This window comes from Chitinophaga sancti (genome assembly GCF_034087045.1).
In the GTDB taxonomy this organism is placed as follows: domain Bacteria; phylum Bacteroidota; class Bacteroidia; order Chitinophagales; family Chitinophagaceae; genus Chitinophaga; species Chitinophaga sancti_B.
On the sequence record NZ_CP139247.1, the window covers coordinates 1128832 to 1145143 of the forward strand.

General features: G+C 46.8%; 16 protein-coding genes. 10 read left to right on the top strand and 6 right to left on the bottom strand.

What is annotated here, in order from left to right:
* Nucleotides 1-65: 65 nt before the first annotated feature.
* Entirely contained in the window at nucleotides 66-566 is a 501-nt protein-coding gene (locus SIO70_RS04650) for a SixA phosphatase family protein (RefSeq protein WP_320579810.1), read from the top strand.
* A gap of 23 nt (nucleotides 567-589) precedes the next feature.
* Here SIO70_RS04650 and proC read toward each other — a convergent pair whose 3' ends face one another.
* Nucleotides 590-1390 (bottom strand): pyrroline-5-carboxylate reductase, encoded by an 801-nt coding sequence (proC, locus tag SIO70_RS04655; RefSeq protein ID WP_320579811.1) that lies wholly within the window; start codon nucleotides 1388-1390, stop codon nucleotides 590-592.
* Nucleotides 1391-1518: 128 nt separating this feature from the next.
* Between proC and SIO70_RS04660 the strand changes: the two genes are divergently transcribed.
* Complete coding sequence (locus SIO70_RS04660; RefSeq protein ID WP_320579812.1) at nucleotides 1519-2031, top strand: thermonuclease family protein; 513 nt, start codon at nucleotides 1519-1521, stop codon at nucleotides 2029-2031.
* 103 nt (nucleotides 2032-2134) lie between these two features.
* Nucleotides 2135-5431: a DEAD/DEAH box helicase gene (locus SIO70_RS04665; protein ID WP_320579813.1), complete on the top strand. Its 3297-nt coding sequence runs from the start codon at nucleotides 2135-2137 to the stop codon at nucleotides 5429-5431.
* Nucleotides 5432-5508: 77 nt separating this feature from the next.
* Here the strand turns inward: SIO70_RS04665 and SIO70_RS04670 are convergent, their stop codons facing one another.
* Together SIO70_RS04670 and dusB are read right to left on the bottom strand one after the other, a co-directional pair.
* Complete coding sequence (locus tag SIO70_RS04670) at nucleotides 5509-6078, bottom strand: helix-turn-helix domain-containing protein (protein WP_116852986.1); 570 nt, start codon at nucleotides 6076-6078, stop codon at nucleotides 5509-5511.
* 32 nt (nucleotides 6079-6110) lie between these two features.
* Entirely contained in the window at nucleotides 6111-7181 is a 1071-nt protein-coding gene (gene dusB / locus SIO70_RS04675; RefSeq protein ID WP_320579814.1) for a tRNA dihydrouridine synthase DusB, read from the bottom strand.
* A 357-nt stretch (nucleotides 7182-7538) separates the two neighbouring features.
* Here dusB and SIO70_RS04680 point away from each other — a divergent pair, with 357 nt between their 5' ends.
* From SIO70_RS04680 to SIO70_RS04695, 4 genes are all read left to right on the top strand, one after another.
* The gene (locus SIO70_RS04680; protein WP_320579815.1) at nucleotides 7539-8171 is read left to right on the top strand and encodes a CPBP family intramembrane glutamic endopeptidase; all 633 of its coding nucleotides are present in this window, start codon (nucleotides 7539-7541) and stop codon (nucleotides 8169-8171) included.
* A gap of 103 nt (nucleotides 8172-8274) precedes the next feature.
* Nucleotides 8275-9165, top strand: a complete 891-nt coding sequence (locus SIO70_RS04685; protein WP_320579816.1) for a phosphatidate cytidylyltransferase — start codon at nucleotides 8275-8277, stop codon at nucleotides 9163-9165.
* Between the two features lie 45 nt (nucleotides 9166-9210).
* Nucleotides 9211-9864 (top strand): phosphatidylserine decarboxylase family protein, encoded by a 654-nt coding sequence (locus tag SIO70_RS04690; protein WP_083721958.1) that lies wholly within the window; start codon nucleotides 9211-9213, stop codon nucleotides 9862-9864.
* 44 nt (nucleotides 9865-9908) lie between these two features.
* Complete coding sequence (locus tag SIO70_RS04695) at nucleotides 9909-10133, top strand: hypothetical protein (protein WP_320579817.1); 225 nt, start codon at nucleotides 9909-9911, stop codon at nucleotides 10131-10133.
* 35 nt (nucleotides 10134-10168) lie between these two features.
* Here the strand turns inward: SIO70_RS04695 and SIO70_RS04700 are convergent, their stop codons facing one another.
* Nucleotides 10169-10867 (bottom strand): YjjG family noncanonical pyrimidine nucleotidase, encoded by a 699-nt coding sequence (locus SIO70_RS04700; protein ID WP_320579818.1) that lies wholly within the window; start codon nucleotides 10865-10867, stop codon nucleotides 10169-10171.
* Between the two features lie 59 nt (nucleotides 10868-10926).
* Between SIO70_RS04700 and SIO70_RS04705 the strand changes: the two genes are divergently transcribed.
* The 3 genes from SIO70_RS04705 to SIO70_RS04715 all read left to right on the top strand — a co-directional run bounded on the left by SIO70_RS04705 (nucleotide 10927) and on the right by SIO70_RS04715 (nucleotide 14515).
* Nucleotides 10927-11631 carry an SDR family oxidoreductase gene (locus tag SIO70_RS04705; protein WP_320579819.1) on the top strand — a complete coding sequence of 235 codons (705 nt, stop codon included), beginning with the start codon at nucleotides 10927-10929 and terminating at the stop codon, nucleotides 11629-11631.
* Between the two features lie 110 nt (nucleotides 11632-11741).
* A complete protein-coding gene (locus tag SIO70_RS04710; RefSeq protein WP_320579820.1) occupies nucleotides 11742-13730 on the top strand; it encodes a BatD family protein in 1989 nt (662 codons plus the stop codon).
* Nucleotides 13731-13750: 20 nt separating this feature from the next.
* Nucleotides 13751-14515, top strand: coding sequence for an SH3 domain-containing protein (locus tag SIO70_RS04715; protein WP_320579821.1), 765 nt, complete (start codon nucleotides 13751-13753; stop codon nucleotides 14513-14515).
* Here the strand turns inward: SIO70_RS04715 and SIO70_RS04720 are convergent.
* On the bottom strand, nucleotides 14510-15271 hold the full coding sequence (locus SIO70_RS04720) for a LytTR family DNA-binding domain-containing protein (protein WP_320579822.1): 762 nt from the start codon (nucleotides 15269-15271) through the stop codon (nucleotides 14510-14512). The genes SIO70_RS04715 and SIO70_RS04720 overlap by 6 nt on opposite strands.
* 175 nt (nucleotides 15272-15446) lie before the next feature.
* Nucleotides 15447-16238, bottom strand: a complete 792-nt coding sequence (locus SIO70_RS04725; protein WP_320579823.1) for a sensor histidine kinase — start codon at nucleotides 16236-16238, stop codon at nucleotides 15447-15449.
* Nucleotides 16239-16312 lie beyond the last annotated feature (74 nt).

The following is a 16312-nucleotide window of genomic DNA, read 5'->3' on the forward strand; positions in this document are numbered from 1 at the left end:
CCATGAAGTGATCCAGTTATTTCAGTAAATTAGTAAGTAACTAAAAGTCAATTATCAATAAAAGGATGAAAACGTTACTGCTGATCCGCCACGCAAAATCTAGCTGGAATGATCCGGATGTAGATGATTTTGACCGGCCACTCAACAAACGGGGCAAACAAAACGCACCAGAAATGGCCACTCGCCTGCACTCCAGGGGAATCGTTCCCGAACTCCTTATTGCCAGCCCCGCCAAACGTACCAAAGCAACTGCCCGTCTCATGGCTAAAGAATGGCACTATGACAAAGATGCCATCCTGCTGGAAGACGAACTCTATCTTTGCTACGCCTCTACATTCCTGAAAATGATCACTAAGATTGATGATGATATCGATACTGTCGCCATCTTCGCTCACAATCCAGGTATCACCGACTTCGCCAATTACATTACGCAGGAAATCAGGATAGACAATATCCCTACCTCCGGCGTTTTCGCAGTAAAAGCTAATATCAATTCATGGAAAGAGTTTGACAGCGCTACCAAGAACTTTCTATTCTTTGACTATCCCAAAGCAGAAGTAGTCTAAGCCCCGTCCTGTTTCTCCCTATTTTAGTCTTTCTGAATTTTATTGTAGGACACTGTGATCCCTTTGATCAGTGAAGAACTGAATCCCTGGTGTTCCATCTCATTCAGACCAGCAATCGTGCATCCTTTAGGGGTAGTTACCTTGTCGATCTCTTCTTCCGGATGGCGTTTCTCACGGATCAGCAATTCTGCCGCTCCCTTCACGGTTTGTGCCGCGATCAGGTTTGCCGTACGTACGTCAAAGCCGATTTCGATACCACCCTGGATGCTGGCCCTGATAAAACGCAATGCATAGGCAATACCACAGGCACCCAGTACGGTAGCAGCATCCATCAGCTTTTCGTCGATAGCTACAGTTACCCCCAGCTGATCGAACATATCCTTTACATAATCCTGCAGCTCTGGCGCCACATTCTTGTAGCACACGCAGGTCATTGACTCCTGAATAGCAATGGCTGTATTCGGCATGGCACGTACGACCGCGATACCGGTACCACCTACCTTTTCCAGGTCATCCATAGACACCCCAGTCATAACACTGATCAGCACCTGCCTGGATGGATCAAAGGCGGTTTGCACTTTGCTCAGTACTTCTTTCCAGTTGTACGGCTTGAGGGCGATGACAACGATCTCCGCATCACGGATTGCGGCATCGTTATCTGCAGTTGTATTGACACCGGCTGTCTGAAAGTCTTTCAGAGCCGTTACATTTCTTCTGGTAATCGTCAGGTCGGCAGGTTGTGAAAACCCGCTTTTCAGTAAACCCTGTGCAATGGCAGCACCAAGATTGCCACCACCGATGATAGCTATTTTTTTGCTAGACATGTTGTTCACTATATGCTTTAAATCAAGGGGAAGGTATAACAAGATATGCAGATGTGCAAATGAATCAGCCACAATGGTTAGGCTCTTCCGGGGAAAATTTGTTACTTCGCATCCCAAAATCCTATGCAATGCCTAAATTTTATTTTAGAGTGATCATGTGTATGCTCCTTTGTCTGTTTACTCAGACAATAGTGGCCAGCCCACCGAAGAAAATAAAAGGAAAGGTAGTGCGGATCATAGATGGAGATACATTTGAGGTACTGGTAAAAAAAGAGACATTCCGCATCAGGCTTTCAGCGATCGATGCACCGGAGAAGGGACAGGACTACTACCAGAAAAGCAAACAGGCATTGTCGGATTTGTGTTTCAACAAGATCGTAACGGTCGAACTGTTGCGAAAAGACAGGTACCAGCGCTGGATAGGCGATGTCTATAGTAGCAAAGGAGAATACATTAATGGTTGGATGATAGCCGGAGGGCATGCCTGGCATTATACAGAATATTCTAAAAGTGCACCATTGGCAGCGGCACAGGCCACCGCCAAACGTAATAAACTGGGACTCTGGAAGCAGGCAAAACCTATCGCTCCCTGGGAGTTCCGCTCAGCCAAAAACAAAAACAGGAAGAAAAAGGCTGCTTAATTAACTACCCCCTTATGTTGATATCCCTAAAATAACGGCTATGCATGCGGCATAAGCGTTATTTTAGGGATATTTTCAATAGGAGGAAATCTGTCTTTAACTTATGTCAGTGAATACCAGCGATAAAGCCCTCACCGGCCATATGTTGTATATGCGCCTGCTGGAAGCCGGAGATGGGCACCAGCCGCTAGCCACCCTGCGATTTTTGCGGGGTGTACTCGAGCAGTTATTCCGGCATCTCACCAAAAATGAAGCCCGTAGCTTCAGCAACCTGTTTGCCCGTATGCAGTTCTACTTCGACAAGCACGGAGTAGCATCCAATCAACGGCGCCAACTGACTATTCTTCGAATTCTTACAACCAAAGCTATGACGGGCGGCCTCCGTGCCGATCAGCAGGATGCCCTGCTCTGTATCCGTACCCTGGCCGATGTCATTGAACAATATTACGAGGTTCCTCCCCCCGAAGCACTGCTGGAACGGTGTGCCTCCGTAGCAGGAGAGACCCTGACACAGGGTCCTGTGGATGATAATCCACTGGTACCGCTGCTCAAATGCCTTGTTACCGGCGTAGGCCCTTTGCAAAAAACACCTGATGGGGTGGAGTCGTTTGTATTCCAGGGCAAAGATGATGAGGCGGGGGATTTCCTGATCAACATTACTTCTGTTTATCAGCCACATACTGCTGCCCTCCACAAACAGGTACGGGTATATGATACCCTCCATATTCTGCATGCAGATCGTGATGTGGTTACCGGCCAGTACGAAGCAGTGAAAGCCACCCGCTTTATCCTGGAACCTGATCTCCTGATCGACATCAGTGATCTGGCAGAATGCTTTGGCCGCAGTGGTCCCAATCCGTTTTTATACTTAGTCAGGAAACTGGTGCCACAAACGACCGGGTTGCCTGCTTTCAAGGGGAATATCGTCAATTCCCTGCTGGACAATGTATTACGCCATCCGGATATGAAGCTTCGGGAATCCTTTGTAGAAGCAGTGGCCGAAAATGTATTGCAGGCTGCTGGCTATAGCCGACAAGAGCTGAACAGCATGTATGCCGACATCAGGGACACACACTGGCCCAATTTATTGGAGGCATCCAGGGAACTGAAAGACCGGCCGGTGAGAATAGAACCGACCTTCTTCTCTGCCTTATATGGCCTACAGGGGCGTCTGGATATCCTGGCAGAAGATGATACAGATCCTACCCGTAAGGAGATCTTTGAGCTCAAAAGTGGCAGAGCACCGGATTTTGGAGCCTGGAAGAACCATGAAATGCAGGTAACCGGGTATAACCTGCTGCTGCAATCTACTTTTGGCGATGAGCGCTGTGGCAGCTCTGCGATCCTTTATTCTTCTGCATCCAATAGTCCATTGCGCAACGTAACGAATAATCGCACTGCGGAAAATGAGTTGCTCGCACTGCGCAATGAAATCGTTTCCCAGCTATTAAGACTCTCCTCAGGAGAATATGAAATACTTGAAAAAATCACGACACTCGCCGGCGAAGGATTGCCTTCTTTCAGCGTCGTGCATTTCGCCAACTTCGAAGAAACCTATGGCAAGGCCAGTCCACTGCTGAGAAGCTACTACCAGCAGTTCCTATCTTTCTTGCTCAGGGAGTTCCTGCTGGCCAAGTGTGGCATGTATGCCTCCATGCACAGGGAAGAAGATGCTGAAGGCTTTGCCGCCCTCTGGTTACAACCTGAATCGGAAAAACTAGCCCGGTTCACGATCATTCCCGGCCTCTGTTTCCAGAATTTTGATGAAGCCCAGAGTAGTGTGGTATTCACTATTCAGGAGCCGGTGAATCATAACTTCCGCCCAGGGGATACTGCCATCATTTACCCAAGAGATACCACCGGGCTGGCACCATTGCAACACCAGATCCTGAAAGGCAGGGTAGATGAACTTCAGAAAGACAGGCTGACCTTTTCACTGAACAACCGACAGATTACCCACGACTTCTTTGCTCACCAGCAACAATGGGTGATTGAACACGATATTTATGAATCCAACTTCTGGATCTCAGCGACGGCGCTGTTTCATGTACTGGAACCCCGCTTTGCTGCCAGAATGGAGTTGTTACTGGGCATGCGGGAACCTGTCAAGGTGCCTTTCCCGCTACCTGCCCCCACCATGTTCAACAGCAACCAGCAGGAGATCCTGCAGGCTGCGCTGGATGCCAAAGACTATTACCTGGTACAGGGACCTCCCGGCACTGGGAAGACATCGTCCCTGCTTACTTCAATAGTGACTTCTCTGGCAGCTGCCAGCACCCAGATGATGATCGTGGCATTTACCAACAAGGCAGTAGACGAAATTTGTAAAAAGCTGGAAAGCAAAGGTGTACAATACCTGCGGTTGGGGGGCCGCCGTTCAGCAGCCGAAAATCAGTTGAGAACCTATTGCCTGGAAGGGGATATTGCACAGGCCAGGGAGTACATTGCCAATCAGCAGATCTTTGTAGCTACGGTGGCAACGATGGCTACCCGGTTACCTAACCTGCAATTGCTGGGGGTTAAAACGGATACCCTCATTGTAGACGAGGCATCTCAGTTGACGGAGCCACAGCTTTTAGGGTTGGTGCTGCCTTTCCGGAAGTTTATACTGATCGGTGATCAGAACCAGCTGCCACCAGTGGTTGCGCAGGCAGATAATTTCTGTATGACGGAAGAAAGCCTTTTACATAGTACAGGTATTACAGATCTGCGTTGTACACTTTTCGAAAGGCTGATCCAGGCTTGTAAACAAAACGGCTGGCATCATGGCTGGGGCATGCTGAATACCCATTTCCGCATGCACAATGATATCGCAGACCTGATCAACCATTACTATGCTTACCAGTTATCGCCAGGCCAACCTTTGCAGGCAGCACCTTTTGTAAAGCAGGATGTAGCTGATGGCGACTGGCATCACATATTGTCACAAGGCAGAACCATCTTCCTACCCAGTCCCATGGAGCCGACTTCCAAAATGCACCTGACAGAAGCACAACAGGTGGTATCACTGCTCACTTACCTACAGGAGAGCAGGGGAGCGGCATTCAATAAAGAAACTGTGGGTGTAGTGACGCCATGGCGCACCCAGATCAGTCTGATCAGAGAGCTGATAGGCACTAACGAAGCACTACAGGCCATCAACATAGATACCGCTGAACGCTTTCAGGGCGCAGAGAATGATATCATCATCATATCACTGGCGGTATATCATCCTACTCAGTTGAATATGTTGCAAAGCCTTGGCACTTTCAGATGGGAGGAGCATACGATAGAGGTAGACAGGAAGTTGTTGGTTACCCTATCACGGGCACGGCAGCAGGTAATACTGATGGGATATGAGCCGGCATTGCGGAGTAGTATGCACTATGGCAAGGTGCTGGATAAGATCAGGGCACAATAAAAAATAAAGCCACCCGCCGTATGGCAGATGGCTATATGTCAGACAACATCATATGATCATTCCTGACGAGTCAGGCTTTAATCCAGAGTAACATGGCTCCAGTTTTCACCGCTTTTGATACGGTATAACTGCATTTCGCTGATATCGAATTGTTCAGCGATCTGTTTCATGGTCTTGCGACCAGGTTTAGCCAGTAAGCGCTTGATGCTCTTAACTTTAGTAATGTTCAGTTTCAGACCTTTGACACGGTTACGTTGTTTTTCCTTGTAAGCGAGTTTGGCGGGGCTGAATTGCTGGTGGGCTTCCATTTCTTCTTTGGTAGCCCATTGAAGGTTTGTGGCTTTGTTGTTCTTCTTGTCGTAATCGATGTGAATTACATACTTGTGAGAACGACCGGGTTTCTTGTTGAATAATTTCGCTACTTCTCTGTGGAGGTACAGTGACTGGTAACTATCAGCGGGTTTTACATTTAGCACGGTATAACCTTCGACGGTAGAGCCTGAGAGCAGCTTACCGTCTGTTATATCTTCATAATAGCTAATCACTCTTCCCATGTTAGATACTGCATACTTTTTACGCAGGGCAGATTTGTTTTTGATCTGCAAGTCTTTCCAGACTTCATTTTTCAGATTTTTAATCGTGGCCATGTGAAAGAAAATTTAATAGTTGAACCTGGGGTTTATCCGTAAACGTTACAATCTGCTACTTCATTGTTTAAGTTTACTGGCAGGTTAGAATTATCAGGAAGGGTAGAGGCCCTTTCTATAATGTGACCTTTGTAATGTTCTGCTATTGAATCTAAAACTTCTTCTACTGCTGCCAGTGTACTGCAAGTTACTAATTGTTGCCTGAATTCTTTTATGTGGGGTAACCCTTTGAGATAATTCGTATAGTGACGACGCATTTCGAGTATACCTACCACATCACCCTTCCAGCTTACTGACTGGCGCAGGTGTTTTTTACAAACGTCTACCCTTTCCTGAATGGATGGTGGGGGCAAATGCCTGCCGGTAGCCATAAAGTGCTTGATCTCATCAAAGATCCACGGATATCCTATTGCAGCGCGACCTATCATAACGCCATCTACGCCATACTTCTGACGGGCAGCAATGACTTGTTCGGGCGTAGTGATATCGCCGTTGCCGAATATAGGAATGTGGATACGTGGGTTATTTTTGACTTTACCGATGAGGGTCCAGTCGGCATGTCCTTTATACATCTGGGTGCGGGTGCGCCCGTGTATGGTGAGGGCCTGGATGCCTACATCCTGTAATCTTTCGGCTACTTCTTCAATGTTTTTGGTATCGTCATCCCATCCCAGGCGGGTCTTTACTGTTACCGGCAGTTTAGTAGCTTTTACTACTGCGGCGGTCAGTCTTACCATCTTGGGAATATCTTTCAGGATACCGGAACCGGCTCCTTTGCATACTACTTTTTTTACGGGGCATCCATAGTTGATGTCCAGCAGGTCGGGGTTGGTAGCTTCCACGATCTGAGCGGCCATGGCCATAGGCTCTTCATCGCCTCCGAATATCTGGATACCTACCGGACGCTCTTCAGGGAAAATGTCCAGCTTTTGCCGGCTTTTGATTGCGTCACGGATAAGGCCCTCCGAAGAGATAAATTCTGAATACATCAGGTCAGCACCCTTATCCTTACACACCGCACGAAAGGGCGGATCACTTACATCCTCCATGGGAGCAAGTAATAGCGGAAAATCGCCCAATAGTATGTTACCTATCTTTACCATCTTTTTCTGTTAAGGGTTGACCAAGGTGCCGGAATTTCCCGGATTGCAATTGCCAACTCAATTTCACACTGTAAATTTACGCAAAATTAATCTAAGACAGGTTATATGAAGCAGTATCCACCGTCCTTTCAATTTGTAATATTCATTGGCTTTTTCATCGGTTTCTACCTGCTTTACTTTCTATTTTTAATTATCGTTTTTCCTCATATCAGCGGGTATACCATTTTCACGCTCCAAAGTCTGGATTCGTCGGTTCCTAAAGTTCTCGGCTATAGGAAATTAACGCAAATACTTTACACTTTAGTCGTTTATCTTTTGCCAGCTTTAATTTTTGCCAGATTAGCTATGCCCAAACCCATGGAATATCTTTCCCTGAACCGTGGACCGAAGCTGGCACCAGCTATATTAGCAATTTTGATAATGCTTGTAAGTTTGCCAATGGTGGACCTTTCCGCCCAGTGGAATCAAACATGGCCAGTTTCTGAGACCATGCGTATGCAGGAAGAGGTAGCTGAGAAGATGACCCGCGATCTACTCAAAATGGATACATTTTCTACTCTATTAGGGAACGTGTTATTTTTTGCAGTGATGCCTGCGATCGCCGAAGAAGCGTTCTTCAGAGGCGTTGTACAGCGACTCATGATCAAAATGATGCCGGTAAAAAATAGCGCATGGTTAGCGATCCTTATTACGGCGCTGCTATTCAGTGCTGTACACATGCAATGGTTATCTTTTGTACCAAGAGTGATACTGGGGTTCCTGCTGGGCGTGATCTATTACCTGACCGGGAACCTGTGGTTGTCCATTCTGGCTCATTCCATCAACAACGGGTTGCAGGTAGTGCTCATGTATCTGTTCCAGATGCACCTGATGAAAACCGATCCGATGGCAAGCGGGCAGTCCAACTGGCTGGCGGCCATTGCAAGTCTGGTCGTTACCGGCCTTTGGGTGTGGGTGTTACAGCGCCGGTCAAAGCCAGCAATTCAATAGCAACCTGTTGAGTATAAGACACATTTAATTGGTAATTTTACAGATACCATTTGCATGGACTGTTTATTTTACCCATTTTTGTACAAACTATTCTCTTTAATAGATGAAAACATTCTTCACCCGTACAGCTTCGGCGTTAGTATTTGTAGCGATTATGCTGGCCGGGATCCTATACAGTCCATTTACCTTTTTCCTGTTATTCTTCCTGGTTAATTTTTTTGCCTTAAAGGAGTACTTCAAACTTATCAAGCATATCGATCCTGACTATGCCGCTGTTTCCGGATGGCACCAGAACGGGGTGCTGGTAGCCAGCTGTGCACTGATGATGGCATTTAGTGGGGATCACTTTGCGGGTGGCAACCTCTCTTTAGGTTTCCTTGGCTGGTGTATGGCTATTATCTTCCTGATGGTGTTGCCTATCGGCGAAATCCTGCTTAGCAAAGAGTTTTCTTTGAAAAATATAGGCTATTCCGCACTGGGCCTGTTATATATCACGGTTTCCTTTGGTTTGCTCGTTCACCTGTGTCTGAACTATGACACCATCCGCTTCAAAGCCGGACCAGATGGCGTAGGTACAGGCCCCGGCTGGCTCATTCCTTTGTTACTTATTATTTTTATCTGGATCAACGATACGATGGCATACATTGTGGGGTCCCTGATAGGAAAGACACCATTTTTCCCCTCCATTTCTCCTAAAAAGACCATCGAAGGTACAGTAGGAGGGATGATCCTGGCTGTAGCCGCTGCCGGTGAATATGGCTACAACTGGGGGAGTCAGTGGCTGTCTCTGCAACACTGGATGGCGCTGGCAGGTCTGGCAGCAGTAATTGGTACTGCTGGCGACCTCATAGAATCTAAACTCAAGCGGATGGCGGGGGTGAAAGATTCCGGCAATATTATGCCAGGGCATGGAGGGTTTATGGACCGCTTCGATTCTCTTATTCTGGCGGCACCTTTTGCATGGATTTACATCCATTTCTTCGCAATGGTTTAACTTTGTATTCGCTTTAACCAAACAATATCACCTAATAATTACAGCATGAAGATTCATCGAGAAGGATTGGCCAGTATTCTGATCGCCTTTGTAGTACTTGCACTGATCAGTGGTGCAGTCATTTATTTCCTACCCGGTATGCCACTTGTTGGCAATATCGTCGCTGCCTTTTCTGTGGTTTTATTCCTGTTTATCGTTTCTTTCTTCCGCATTCCAGCCAGAGAAATGAAACTGGGAGAAAGCCTGGTTATGGCACCCTGCGATGGTAAAGTAGTCGTAATCGAAGAGACTTACGAGCCTGAGTACTTCAAAGACAAGCGCCTGCAGGTATCCATCTTTATGAGCCCTGCGAACGTACACGTAAACAGAAATCCAATCAGCGGAGAAGTAAAGCTGTCTCAATACCATTCAGGTAAATACCTGGTAGCATGGCACCCTAAGTCTTCTACTGAAAATGAGCGTCATACCGTAGTAATCGGCAATGGTAAGGCAGACATTCTGGTAAGACAGATTGCCGGTGCACTTGCCCGTCGAATTGTAAACTATCTGAAACCTGGTATGCAGGTGACCCAGAATGAAGAATTGGGCTTTATCAAGTTCGGTTCCCGTGTGGATCTTTACCTGCCTATCGGTACTAAGGTAGATGTGCAACTGGAACAGGTAGTTCGTTCCGGCCAGACTGTGATCGCTACTTTATAAGCAGAAAAGGGTTAACTTTAAAAGGTAACTAAATCATCCAGCTAATGAAGAAGATGTTATTCAGTGCTATGACCTTGCTTTTCCTGACAGGCGCCGCTATGGCACAGGACAAACAAAAGGCAAAAGCCTGCTGTAAAAAGGACGCTACCGGAAAAAGTGCCTGCTGCAAGCAACCTGGTAATACGGCCAGCCTGCGGACAAAGATGGCCAAACCCGCTCCAGCTAACGCACAGGCTACGCCAGCAGCAAAACCTGCCAACAAGAAATAATTATAAAAAAAGCCGGCTCTTATGAGCCGGCTTTTTTATAAAATATCTTTTAACTCCTGCAATCCTTTGATCACATATGTTGGTTTTACTGTTCCATTCACCGGCACCACCGCATTGAAGTACACCTGATCTATCCCCGCATTGTGCGCCCCTAAAATATCAATTTCCAATGCATCGCCTATCATGATACTACTTTCAGCAGTAGCGCCCGCCAATTTCAACGCATAATCAAATATTTCGCGATAAGGCTTGAGACTACCTGCTAATTCTGATGTGATCACATGTGTGAAGAATTGATCTATCCCAGAGCTTTTCATCTTAATCAGCTGGGTTTCTTCAAAGCCATTCGTGATCATATGCATCGGGTAGTTCTTTGCTGCCAGGTATTCCAGTACTTCCTTTGCATTTGGAAATAAGGCGGTTTTGTAAGGCAGGATTTCCAGGAACCGGGTTCCCATGGCATGCGACAACTTATCATCCCCAATCTTGAAATCCAGCAGGGTCCTGCTGAATCGCTTAAATCGAAGATCGTTGCGGCTAATGAATCCTTTGCGGAAACGATCCCACAATTTATCGTTATGTGTCATGTAGGTGCGGTGGAACACCTCAAATGAAGGAACTCCTCTGCTGGCCAGCGTATGTGTGTGGTATAATTCTTCTAAGACCTGGTAAGCATTGGTTTCAAAATCCCATAATGTGTGGTCCAGATCAAAAAATATATGCTTGTATTTCATGTACTACAAAGATACGAAATCCACATTTTTTACTATTTTCCAGCTTCTAAACAGGATTTATGAACGCAGTAGTCACAGGTGCCAGTAAAGGTATAGGGAAAGCCATCGCCGAAAAACTGGCCATGGAAGGATTTAATGTAGCTATTTGTTCCAGGGATGCGGCCAAACTGGCTGCTGCCGCTGCAGACATTCAAGCAAAGGCGCCACAGGCAGAGGTATTGACATTCTCCGCCGATATGAGCAAAAAGGAAGATGTACTGGCTTTTGCCAACAAAATAAAAAAGATATTCCAGACTGTAGACATTCTTGTGAACAACGCAGGACTGTACATTCCCGGCGCCCTGCACGAGCAGGAAGACGGACTACTGGAGTATCTGATGGCCGTAAATGTATTTAGCGCACATACCATCACCCGGCAATTATTACCCTCAATGATCACACAACGTAAAGGACACATATTTAACCTTTGCTCTACCGCCAGCTACAGTGCCTATCCGAATGGAGGGGCTTATAGCATCACTAAATTCGCCCTGCTGGGCTTCTCCAAAAATCTGCGTGAAGAGCTCAAATCCCACAATGTGAAGGTAACCGCCCTCAGCCCCGGACCAACTCTCACCGCATCGTGGGAGGGATGGGATGGCCCTGCGGACAGAATGATGGAGCCTGCTGATGTAGCGAACCTGCTATGGGCAGCCTACACACTCTCTGCTCAGGCTGTTGTGGAAGAAGTAATCATGCGTCCAATTTTGGGAGATATTGGCTAAAACCTTTACAAACAAGCGTTTTACGCCCTCATATCTATATTTTTTTTAACTAACTTTTAACCGCGACAGCCGCGTTAAGGGGCGCCGTTTGGTTAAATTTGTTATACATTATGAAGGTCATTACTGTTAGTATAAGGAGGTCGCTGCTATCCCTGCTGTTTTTACTGGGTATAGCATCTAGTCTGCGAGCGCAGGAATTTAAATTTACCACCACTGTATCAAGCAATAAAGTGGCACTGGAAGAACCATTCCAGATCCAGTTTATGCTGGAAAACGGGACCAATGTAACCCAGTTTACACCACCGAACTTCAACGACTTTGAAATATTGCAGGGCCCTAACCAGATGCAGGGTACTTCGATCGTCAATGGCCGACGTTCTGATTATATTGCATTGATTTATCTGATCAGGGCTAAACGGGTGGGTAACTTTACCATTCCTGCTGCCGCCGCCCGTGTGAACGGCGATATTGTGAAGTCCAATCCTGTCACCATCGAAGTGGCAAAAGGCCTCAGCGGTTCCGCTGCCCAACAGCAACAACCACAGCGCCAGCAGGTACCTGTCAATCCATTTGCCGGTATGGGCCAGCGTAGTGCTCCCAGTCACCAGGCAGAAGAAATGGAAGGTGTAATTAAGAATGGTGAAGACATCAATGCCAAGCTAAAAAAGAACATTTTCGTTAAAGTGGATGTTGACAAAACATCTCTCTACGAGGGCGAACAGCTGACTGCGACCTACAAGCTGTACACCCGCCTTCCGACTAACGCCAGTGTGACCAAAGTACCTGCCTTCAAAGGATTTTCCGCTAAAGATATAGAATTGCCAAACCCGCCACAGGCCAGTGAAGAAATGGTGAACGGCATTCCCTACAGGGTATTCGTGATCCGTAAAACCATGCTGTTCCCGATGCAGTCAGGAACGCTGGAACTCGATCCTGTAGAGGTAGACAACCATGTGAGACTGGTGAAACTGGTGAAGAATGGTAAACGCAAAGATCCACTCGCTGATATGTTCAATGACCCGGCTTTTAAAGACGCGTTCAATGATCCTTTCTTCGATGATGTATTTAACCGGCCGGAAGTAGAATACCAGGATGTTCCTTACAAGATCCAGACAGCACCGGTAAAAGTAACTGTAAAGCCACTGCCTGTCGATAGTCGCCCGGCAAGCTATAATGGCGCCGTGGGCAGATTTAACATGACCGCTACCGTGGATAAGAACAGCCTGTCTACCGACGATGCACTTACCCTGAAAGTAACCATCTCCGGCCAGGGTAATGTGAACCTGCTGAATCCTCCCAAAGTTGACATCCCTGCCAGCTTTGATAAATACGATCCAAAAGTGTCAGACAATATTGAAAAGAACAGCAACCCTCTTTCTGGTAGCCGTACTTTTGAATATGTGCTGATGCCGGTAGAGGCAGGGGAGCAGACCATTCCACCTGTGGAATTCTCTTACTTCGATGCTGCTTCCAAAACCTATAAAACTGTTAGCTCCAAGCCATTCACCATTCACGTGACAGCCGGCAAGCAAACGAAGAGAGACAAAGAAGATTTCAGCCTCAATAAAAACGCCATCACTAACAATAGTAACAGCGTTCTGGATTGGGTAAAACACAATACTTACTTCATTACTTCTATCTGGTTCTACCTGCTGCTGGTATTGCCGCTGCTGGCACTGATCGGAGCATGGCTGTACCGCCGCCGCCTGGATTACCAGCAGAACAATGCAGCTTTCCTGAAACACCGCAATGCTAATAAGGTAGCGCTCAAGCGACTGGAACTGGCCGCCCGCTATCTGAAAGAAGGTAAGGACAAAGCATTTTACGAAGAGACTTCCCGCGCTGTATGGGGCTATCTGAGTAACAAACTGCATGTACCATTTGCTGACCTGAGTAAACAACTGATCCAGGATAAACTGGCACAGCAACAGGTAAGTGAGCAATATACCGCTGACCTGTTTGACCTGCTGGATAATTGTGAAATGGCCCTGTATACGCCCAACCACAACAATACCAGGATGCAGGGTACCTATCAACAGGCCGTACAGGTAATCAGTAAACTGGAAGATGAACTGACAAGGGCGAAGAGCGCCGTTTAAATAAAATCATAGTCAACAACGTGAAACAGATCGTAACCGCTATACTTTTATGCACATTGATGAGCAGTACCCGCCTGCTGGCGGCCCCAGCTCCTCAACAGCAGGAATTTGAGAAAGCTAACGCCTTATTCAGACAGAAACAATATACTGAAGCTGCCGGCATCTATCAGCGACTGGCAGATGAAGGTTATGATCAGCCGGAGCTCCTCATCAACACTGGCAATGCCTGGTACAAAGCTAACCGTACCGGTCTGGCTGTGTACAGCTATGAGAAAGCCCTGCTCGCAGATCCATTCAGCAAAGCGGCTCAGCACAACCTCTCCATCGCTAATCAGCGGGTGGAAGGATATGTCAATGAATTGCCGCAGCTGTTTTTCCAGCAGTGGTGGACAGCTATCAAATATATGCATCGCCCTAATGGCTGGGCTACCGGCGCCATTATCTTTTGCTGGCTCACGGTTATAGGCATCATCTTACTATTACTGCGTCCTACACTGCGGCCCACTGTTGTGAAGAGTGTGACAGGGGTATTCGGCCTTCTTTTCGCTTTCTACCTGTTCATGGGTATTACCACCTATGCGAGTGCCACTGCGCATGACAATGGCATTATCATGGGGAGTGTCGTAAAGGTGAAATCGGCTCCCGATCAGGGCAGCAAAGATCTGTTCGAACTACATGAAGGTGTAAAAGTGCAAATCACAGACGGTACCAGTGAGTTTTGTAAGATAGAGCTGCCAGATGGAAAAACCGGCTGGATGGCTTGTGGGGATATCAAAAAACTATAACCGTTCGATTCGCTCCATGAAATCCTGTTTCCTGTGCCGGGAGACAGGAATACAGCTTCCATCATTCATGATAATTTCTCCGCCGTCCCCTTTCAGGTAACGTTCCATATAGTTCAGATTGACTACATAGCTGTGGTGTACCCTGAAGAATCCTTTGTTTCTCAGCATATTTTCTATGTCTTTGAGGGAACGGAAAACTATAGCTGGTGCGGGTGCGGACAGGAGGTGTATGCGGGTATTGATCCCATCGGCCATACAGTAGAGAATGTCTTTTACCAGGATCATTCGCACCCCTTCGGGGCTGGGCAATCCCAGTCTTTCGCCAGGATAGAGTTGCTGATGCAGCAATTCCATGGTATTGCCTGACCGGGTAACGGACTTTTCCTTTTCTGTAAGATGCGCCTGCCGGATCAGCGCTTTGTCCACAGCGTCCTGCAGATCATCCCTGAGGATGGGTTTCATCAAAAAGTCGACTACATTATGACGGATCGCCTGTAGAGCATATTCTTCGTGAGAAGTGGTGACAATGATCGCAGTATTCATATGGCCGCAGGCATTTATCACCTCAAAACCATTGAGGCCAGGCATTTCCACATCCAGGAAAAGCAATTCAGGTTGATATTTATTTATGGCTTCAAGCGCAGAAAGGCCATCCGCACATACGGCGACGACAGTAACAGAGGGGCAATGTTTTTCTAATAATAGCTTTAGTACACTCCGACTCAGCCTTTCGTCATCAACGATGATGGTTCGCATGATCTGATAAATAATTCTTGTCCTATCGTATTTCTCTATTGGTTGAGGGCTAGGTATTATAGAGATTATACTATGAAGTATCTGTTTACGAAAATATTGTCACTGATAATGAATTCTGCATTGAAAATACAAAATCTGCTGACATTGGATCAATTTTTAATTTGAGAGCTAAGCATTAACCCTCATAAGCTGGCATCATACGGCTATTGACATGGAGCATAGAGATTTTGATACGATGGCCGGTGAGATCTTCTTCTTCCGCTATTTTGGCCTGAATGTGATATTTTTCATTGATCACCTGCAATCGTTCTTCGGCAATGGTGATTCCTTTTGTTAGATAGGACTGTTGGTCCAGGTCGGGAGCTTCATGGTGTACGCCATTGTCTTCTATACACACAGCAATAGTATCTCCATCGCGGGCAAAGGTGATATTGAGCATACCACCTTTGCCCGGCCTTAACAACAGGCGGCGCCAGATGACATCCTGTACATACGGCTGTATAAGCAGGGGAGGGACAAAAGTAAGCTGCTGAGACACGGAAGGAAGTACTTCCAGCTGGTAGTCGAACTGTGGGCCGAACCGGAGTTGTTCCAGCTGCAGATAAAGTTCCAGCGCCTCCACATCTTCTTCAAGGTTCACCCATTCTTTGTTACAGTTTCGGATGATGAGCCGCATTAAGCGGGCAAAACGTGTTAGGTACAGGGATGCAAGATCCGTACTGGTAGTCAGGATGTAGTGGTGTATAGCATTCAGGCTATTAAAAATAAAGTGAGGGTTCATCTGTGCCTGAAATGCATGCATTTCAAGATGGATGATTGCCTGCTGCCTGCTTATCTCTTTTGCTACATCCTTTTTCAGCTTATTTTCCCGGCTTCGGAACAGAATCAATACCAGGGCCAGGCTCAATAAAAAAAACAGCCAATATTGCCAGCCCGCTGCATTGAACAAATCAAAGCAAAAACTCACGCCTTATCGGTTTACTATTCTAAGGATACAATTAAATCTTAGTTCGGAACTAAATGCAACTTTGTCTGACTAGG